Below are 6666 nucleotides of genomic sequence, written 5' to 3' on the forward strand. Positions count from 1 at the left end.
ACGAACACTCGCGCTGACAACCACACCACCCACGACGCCTACTTCAACGCGCCCCGACCGCGCCTGAGCGGCCCGATCCGCCGCTCGACGACACCCCACCCACCAGCCGCGCCGTCACCGACACCAGTCGGTGGATCGAGGCTAAACGAGGAAGAAATGGTTGCCCCGCGATCTCCGACACCTGGATCATGACCACCGCCGGACACGCTCGCTTACCTTGACCCGCCACCGCAGCGCACGAGGACACGGGGACGCGCCGCGTGGCCTCCGTGGATCCAGGGTGATCCGACGGCCCGCCCCGCGAACTCAAATTCCCGCGGCCTGTCCCTGTCCGCGGCCTGAACGCCGATTTCGGCCGCGAATCCCCTGGTCGCAGCGTTGTTGGGACAGAGCCGAGCCTACAGGCCGGCTCACCGTCACACTCTCCCTACTGTCCCCAAGCCATTTCCGAGGGCTGGAGGCGACAGGATTCTCAGATTCTTGTCGGTATCACCACCGGCTCCGGCCGACGACCTCCAGGCCGGCGCAGGTCCGCACCGTTCGTCAGCTCAACACCGAGCTCACCGAGAGCTGTTGGCACTGATCCCGCCGGTCGCTGATCGTCACACGACGACGGCTTCGAGGGCGGTCCACTGGTACTGCTCGCCGGAGCGCTCGCCGCGGAGGTCGAAGCCGGCGTCAGCCAACATCCCTCGCCACTGCTGCTGGCTGCGGGTGCGGCAGCACGTTGCGCATCAGGTAGAGGTCGGCGGCGCCAGGAACGGCGAGGAAGAAGTCGCCACCCTCGATGCGCACGCGGTCGGCCACGGCGGACTCGGCGCTGCTCCAACGCGCCGCAAGCGGCCGACCGGCAGCTCCCGCTCCCCCACCGCCCCACCTTGCCCTCGCGACCGGGGACCAGCGCGCGGCGATCGACTCAGCCGCCCAGCACCTCGATGCGACATGCAGGCCCCGACGCCGCCGCCAGCCGCTGATCGGTGGTCACCAACGTTGCGTCGAGCGCCTCGGTCAGCGCCACGTACATGGCGTCCCAGCCGCGGACGTCGGACCGGAGCGTCCAGGCTCGATCGAGGAGCGGGCGGTGGCTGTACCGCTGGCCCGGCCAGGCGAACAGGTCGTCGACAGCCTGGCTCGCCGCGGTCGAGTCGAGCCGACCCTCCATCCAATGGCGCCGGATGACGGAGAAGACCTCGACGTCGAGGACGTGGGGGGCGGCATGGTCGGGATCGGCGGCGATCCGTGCTCGCATCACCTCAGCCTGAGGCGTGTCGGCCACGATCTCGTAGAGAACCGACGCGTCAACGACGAGCATCGGGCCAGTCGCCCCGCAGCTCGTCGAGCGCCTCGACGACAGCAGCGGTATCGATGGTCGACGCGCGGCGCCTGGTCCGCGCCAACCACTCCTCGATGCTGGGCCGGGCGGCCAGACGCGCCGCTTCGACCCGCAGCAGCTCGGGCACCGACAGGCCGGCGGCGGCAGCCCGCTCGCTCAGGGCGGCATAGACCTCGTCATCGAGATCGCGGATCTGGATTGTCTTGGGCACGACCCTCAGCGTACATGCTGCCTTGCATGATGTCATGCGCCTCTGCATGTACGGGATCGCTCGCTCTCTGGCGCGCCAGAAGGGCGGTTGCAGCGTGTGCAACCGAGGGTGGTCCTGGGACGAAGAGAACCTCTCGGCAGTCGATGACGACCTGGAAGCCGGCGCGCTGGTCTACTCAGCCCGTCGCGCCTGGCCATTCGAGGACGACCGATCCGATGAGCACCGCCCGGCTGCCGCTGGCCTCAGCGAGCCGGCTCCTCATACGAGAGCGAGTGGCATGCGCCGCTCCGTCACCTCCGATGATGCGCTCCGTCGCCCCGTGATCTCAGAATCTCGCGGCCTATCCGCGGCCTGGCGGCCGATTTCGGCCGCGAACTCCCAGGTCACAGCGCTTCTGGCACAGAGCCCCGCCTATAAGCCGGCTCACCGTCTTACCCCCTCTGACCTGCACGTTTACAGTCGGAGGGGGTCGGCGTGACACGCGCGTGACACAAGAAGTTGGGATCGTGCGTGATCTCCCGTGATCTTGCCGGTGCTTCGTCACTGGCGAAGGTCTCCTGAGCCCGCGAGAGCTCGAGGGCGTTGCCCGCCGAGGACCTCACTCTTCGTGGTCGCTGGGACCTCCGGGTTTACAACCCTCTCGCCGTTGCAGTCCGTCGCGTCCATGCCAGTCGGGTTTCCTACGATTCAGCTCGTGCGCCACGCCGTGTACCTACCCCCGTTCGGTTCCTTCGGTGACGTTCACGCGCTCGTGGAGCTGGCGGTGCTCGCCGAGGAGTCGGGTTGGGACGGCTTCTTCCTGTGGGACCACATCCAGTACGAGGAGCCCGTCTCGCTCTGCGACACCTGGATCGCCCTTGCGGCCGTCGCGTCCAACACGTCGAGCATCCGGCTGGGGCCTCTGATCACGCCGCTGCCGAGACGGCGACCCTGGAAGGTCGCCCGAGAGGCGGTGACGCTCGACCATCTCAGCGGTGGACGTCTCGTGCTCGGCGTAGGGCTCGGCATCGACTTCTGGGGCGAGTTCTCGGCGTTCGATGGCGAGGCCACCACCGATGTCGTTCGCGCTGAGATGGTCGAGGACGGCATCGAGATCATCACCCGCCTGTGGTCAGGCGAGCCCACGTCGTACCGGGGTCGGCGTCTGGCCGTCTCCGACGCCCAGTTCCTTCCGCGCCCGGTACAGAAACCCGGGATTCCGATCTGGTCGGCGATGCTCTGGCCCGCTTCCAAGCCGGGCCCTGTGCGGCGGGCCGCCCGCTGCGACGGTGTGATGCCCTTCACCGGCGCTCCCATGACACCGGACCAGGCTGGAGCCGCCCATGCGGCCGTCGCCGCCGAACGCGGCGACACCGACTTCGATCTCTGCGTGTGGGGCGACCTCGACCACGCCGCCGACTACGAGGCCGCCGGGGTGACCTGGCTCGTCGACGCACCAGGCCCTGACACGCCGCTGCCAACGGTTCGGTCTGCGATCGCCGATGGGCCTCCGAGACCCCACTGAGACCCCGATCGTCCATGGCCGAAACGCGAATCCGGGTTGTCCACAGTATGATCACAGCTTCTTCCCCTTTCGGTCCACAGCCGCGGTCTGCGAGACTCACACTGATGTAGTTTCCACTATGTGAGTTCCCTGCTGGGGAGGCCGCCGTGAGCGTGCTCGGCACCCGCGTCTCGGACGAGACCGTCAGATATCAACTCCTCGCCCACGCCGAGTGGGACCGTGACGCGAACCTGCGCGACGTTCTCGACCGCAAGGACCTGCTCGCACAGCCCGCGCTCGTTGCGTCCTTGCTGGCCGAGCGCCTCTCGAGCGGAACGCCCGCCACCGCCCCCATGTCCTGCTCGTACCCGAAGGACGATGGGACTTATCGCACGACGTGGGTGCTCGATCCCTTCGACGAGCTGCGCTACTCGCTCCTCGCATCAGCCGTCGCTCCTCGGGTCAACGCCACGCTGCCCAACGATCGGATCGTTCTCAGCACGAGGTTCATCGAGTTCGGTCGACGCGTATACGGCGCTGAGGGGTGGCGCACCGCACGTCGCCGTCAGGGGTCGGTCGTGACTCGGACCGGCCCGCACCCCGTGGGGGGAATCGACGTCGAACGCCAGTACGAGACGTGCCCCCTGAGCGGGATCGAGACCGCCCTCAACAGCTGCGGCGTCGACGGCTGGCTGGTGGACGAGACGATGGCAATGCTCCAAGAGCTCGCGGCGTGGCCAGCGACCGCTGGCATCCTCGTCGGACCGATGGGATCCGCCATGTTTGGAACGCTGTCCCTCCTGTCCCTAGATCGATTGCTCGCCCGACTCCAAGTGCTCTACGAGCGTTGGGGCGACGATGTCACAGCCTCGACTCAGAACGAACGCCACTTCACCGAGATCGTCACGGCTGTCAGCGATCTGCTCGCTCCGGCCCAACGGCTGAACGCCAGCAAGACATGGTTCGGGGAGACGGCCGACCACGCTCCGAGCGGAACGGAGTTCGGGAAGCCACAGGAGCCGGTATCTGCAATGCGCGGTTACACGGGTGATCCGTCGGAGTTGAGCCGGAGACGTGCCCCCAACCACCCGGACAATATTCGAGCGGGGCATCGCCCCGAAGTGCCGGTGCAGTGAAGGGGAGGCCGCCATGCTGCCCCATAAGATCACCCCGACCGTCGGCCCCACCTCCGCCAGGATCCCCCGTGCAACCGGCGTTTCGGTCAGGTTGAGGATCGGACGCGGGATCTCGTCAGCTGGCGCGGTGTCGGGCTCGCAGCACGATGTCGTCGACGTGGTGGGAGGCAGAGGTGGCCCCGGCCGGCCGGGGTCGCGTTTCGTGGACTTCGATGTCCCATGCCGATGAACTGGCGATCGCCGCTGCGAACTCATCGACCCGCACGTAGGCGTCAGGGTCGAAGGGACGGCTGTGGGCGAGCGTGTCGATGGGTTCACGCATGGGTTCGAGGTCGTGGCTGACCACGAGCAGCGTGCCGCCGGGAGCGACCGCGTTCAGCAGGTTGCGGACGGCGCGCTGGTCGGGAGTGCGGGGGATCGATGCGTACTGGGCCGACACGAGGTCGAACGCTCCGGCCTCGAAGGCGTCGAGGGTGTTCGCGTCCGCATGCTGGCACTCGACGTGTGCGCCGCGCCGCTCGACCTCCGCTGCGACGCGGGTGAGGGCGCGCTGTGAGATGTCCGTCGCGGTCACGCTCCACCCCTGCTCGGCCAGCCAGAGCGCGTCGCCGCCCTCGCCGGCGCCGACGTCGAGGGCGCGGCCGGGGCTGAGGCCGTTGATCTCGTTGACGAGTGTGCCGTTCGGATTGCCGCTCCACATCTGGTCGCCCCCGTAGCGGTGATCCCAGTCGGCCTCATAGGCCGATGGTCGGGCGGCGGCCTGGATGTCGTCGTCGGCGAGGCTGAAGCTGATCATGCCGCCGACTCGACTGCCGTTGGCGGCGGCCTGCAGCACCTGTTGGCTCGGGTCGGTCACGTTGCCAGCCGCGTAGAGCCCCGGAACCGCCGTCGCCCCCGTCGCGTCCGTCTCGACGAAATCGCCGAGTCCGGTCGGGTGCTCGGCTGGTTTGAGACCGAGCGCTGCGAACGGCTCGGCGCGCACCCGGAACCGTGTGCCGATCACGACCGCGTCGGCGTCGATGCGGTCGCCGTCGGTCAGCTCGACCGCCGCGACGTGCCCGTCATCGCCCGTGACGATGCGCCGGACGCGGGCGTCGACGACGTCCACCCCGGCGGCCCGCATGGCACTGACCTCGGCGTTGTCGGCATCGACGCCCTCGTGCAGCACCAGCGTGAACCGGGCGCTCAGCTGGCGGAACAACCCGGCGGGATGCAGACGCATCGGGTGGGTGACGATCTGGACGATTCGCCGGTCCCGGACCTCGAATCCGTGGCAGAACGGGCAGTGGATGACGTCGCCGCCCCAGTGTTCGGCAAGGCCGTCGATTTCGGGGAGCTCGTCGACCAGACCGGTGGCGGCAAGCACCCGTCGGGCGATCACCGTGTGGCCACCGACGAGCTCGACGCGGAGGCGGCCGTCGTCGGTGCGGGTCACGTCGACACCGCGGCCGGCAATGACCTCACCCCCGTAGCTGCGGACCTCGTGACGACCGATCGCGGCCAACTCCGACGGCGGAAGTCCCTCGTGTCCGAGATAGCTGTGCATGTGCGCAGCGGGGGCGTTGCGCGGCTCGCCAGCGTCAACGACGATCACCGAGCGGCGCTGGCGTCCGAGCTGGAGAGCAGCGGCGAGCCCGGCGGCCGAACCGCCGATGACCGCAACGTCGCAGTGCCGCTCGACGGCGCGGGGTGCGTGTTCACTCATGGACTCGACGATACGCTGCGACGCGCCTGCTGCAAGTAATCTTGCGATATTCTCAAGAGCGAGACGGGGGGCACGCCGCCATGAGCGAGCTGAACGAGATCGAGCAAGTGGTGCGCACTCGCCTGCGCAGCCTGCGCAACACACTGGGCCTGTCGCTCGACGAGCTCGCCGCCCGCACAAACCTCAGCCCCTCCACGATCAGTCGGGTCGAGACCGGCAAGCGAACGATCAGCCTCGACATCCTGGTGCCGCTTGCTTCGGCCCTCCAGGTCGACCTCGATGCGTTGCTAGACGTGTGCAGCGACGACGACGTGGTCATCCGCCCGGCGCCGAGCACCTCCGGCAAGCGCACGACCTGGAGGCTGAGCCGCCCGACCGGCAACACGATCGCGGTCAAGATGCGACTCGAACCGACACGCAAGAAGCCACATCAACGGGTCCACCCCGGTCACGACTGGTTCTTCGTCCTCGACGGGCGAGTGCGCCTGTCCCTCGGCGAACGCGAGATCCTCGTCGAAACCGGTGAAGCCGCCGAGTTCGGCACCATGACGCCGCACGCCTTCGCAGCAATCGACGGCCCGGCCGAGCTCATCATGATCTTCGACCGCGACGGCCAACGCGCCCACATCCATCACGAAACCGACGGCGACTCCACGCACTAGTGGTCCGTCGCGGATTTGGTCTGGTGGGTGAGGGCGGCTCGGCCTCGGCGGACCTTGGCGATGATCTCCTCGGCGGTCTTGTGCCAGATGAAGGGCTTGGGGTTCTCGTTCCACTCGTCGGCCCATTCGTCGATGG

At 68.2% G+C, this 6666-nt stretch carries 8 protein-coding genes; 3 read left to right on the forward strand and 5 right to left on the reverse strand.

Annotation, left to right across the window (positions count from 1 at the left end; genetic code table 11):
• Window positions 1-678 precede the first annotated feature (678 nt).
• The 3 genes from VGC47_03995 to VGC47_04005 form a co-directional block, all read right to left on the reverse strand.
• Window positions 679-807 (reverse strand): hypothetical protein, encoded by a 129-nt coding sequence (locus VGC47_03995; GenBank protein ID HEX9854452.1) that lies wholly within the window; start codon window positions 805-807, stop codon window positions 679-681.
• Window positions 808-916: 109 nt separating this feature from the next.
• Complete coding sequence (locus tag VGC47_04000) at window positions 917-1312, reverse strand: type II toxin-antitoxin system VapC family toxin (GenBank protein ID HEX9854453.1); 396 nt, start codon at window positions 1310-1312, stop codon at window positions 917-919.
• Complete coding sequence (locus tag VGC47_04005) at window positions 1299-1544, reverse strand: hypothetical protein (GenBank protein ID HEX9854454.1); 246 nt, start codon at window positions 1542-1544, stop codon at window positions 1299-1301. The genes VGC47_04000 and VGC47_04005 overlap by 14 nt, the downstream gene beginning before the upstream one ends.
• 694 nt (window positions 1545-2238) lie before the next feature.
• On the opposite strand from VGC47_04005, the gene VGC47_04010 reads away from it, so the two are divergent.
• Window positions 2239-3048, forward strand: a complete 810-nt coding sequence (locus VGC47_04010) for an LLM class flavin-dependent oxidoreductase (protein ID HEX9854455.1) — start codon at window positions 2239-2241, stop codon at window positions 3046-3048.
• 146 nt (window positions 3049-3194) lie between these two features.
• Window positions 3195-4163, forward strand: a complete 969-nt coding sequence (locus tag VGC47_04015; protein ID HEX9854456.1) for a hypothetical protein — start codon at window positions 3195-3197, stop codon at window positions 4161-4163.
• 115 nt (window positions 4164-4278) lie between these two features.
• Here VGC47_04015 and VGC47_04020 read toward each other — a convergent pair whose 3' ends face one another.
• A complete protein-coding gene (locus VGC47_04020) occupies window positions 4279-5868 on the reverse strand; it encodes an FAD-dependent oxidoreductase (GenBank protein ID HEX9854457.1) in 1590 nt (529 codons plus the stop codon).
• 80 nt (window positions 5869-5948) lie between these two features.
• Here VGC47_04020 and VGC47_04025 point away from each other — a divergent pair, with 80 nt between their 5' ends.
• The gene (locus tag VGC47_04025; protein HEX9854458.1) at window positions 5949-6530 is read left to right on the forward strand and encodes an XRE family transcriptional regulator; all 582 of its coding nucleotides are present in this window, start codon (window positions 5949-5951) and stop codon (window positions 6528-6530) included.
• Here the strand turns inward: VGC47_04025 and VGC47_04030 are convergent.
• On the reverse strand, window positions 6527-6666 hold a 140-nt coding region (locus VGC47_04030), incomplete at its 5' end, for an IS630 family transposase (GenBank protein ID HEX9854459.1). The genes VGC47_04025 and VGC47_04030 overlap by 4 nt on opposite strands.

The sequence above is a fragment of the Acidimicrobiia bacterium genome (genome assembly GCA_036396535.1).
GTDB lineage: Bacteria > Actinomycetota > Acidimicrobiia > Spongiisociales > UBA5794 > DASWKR01.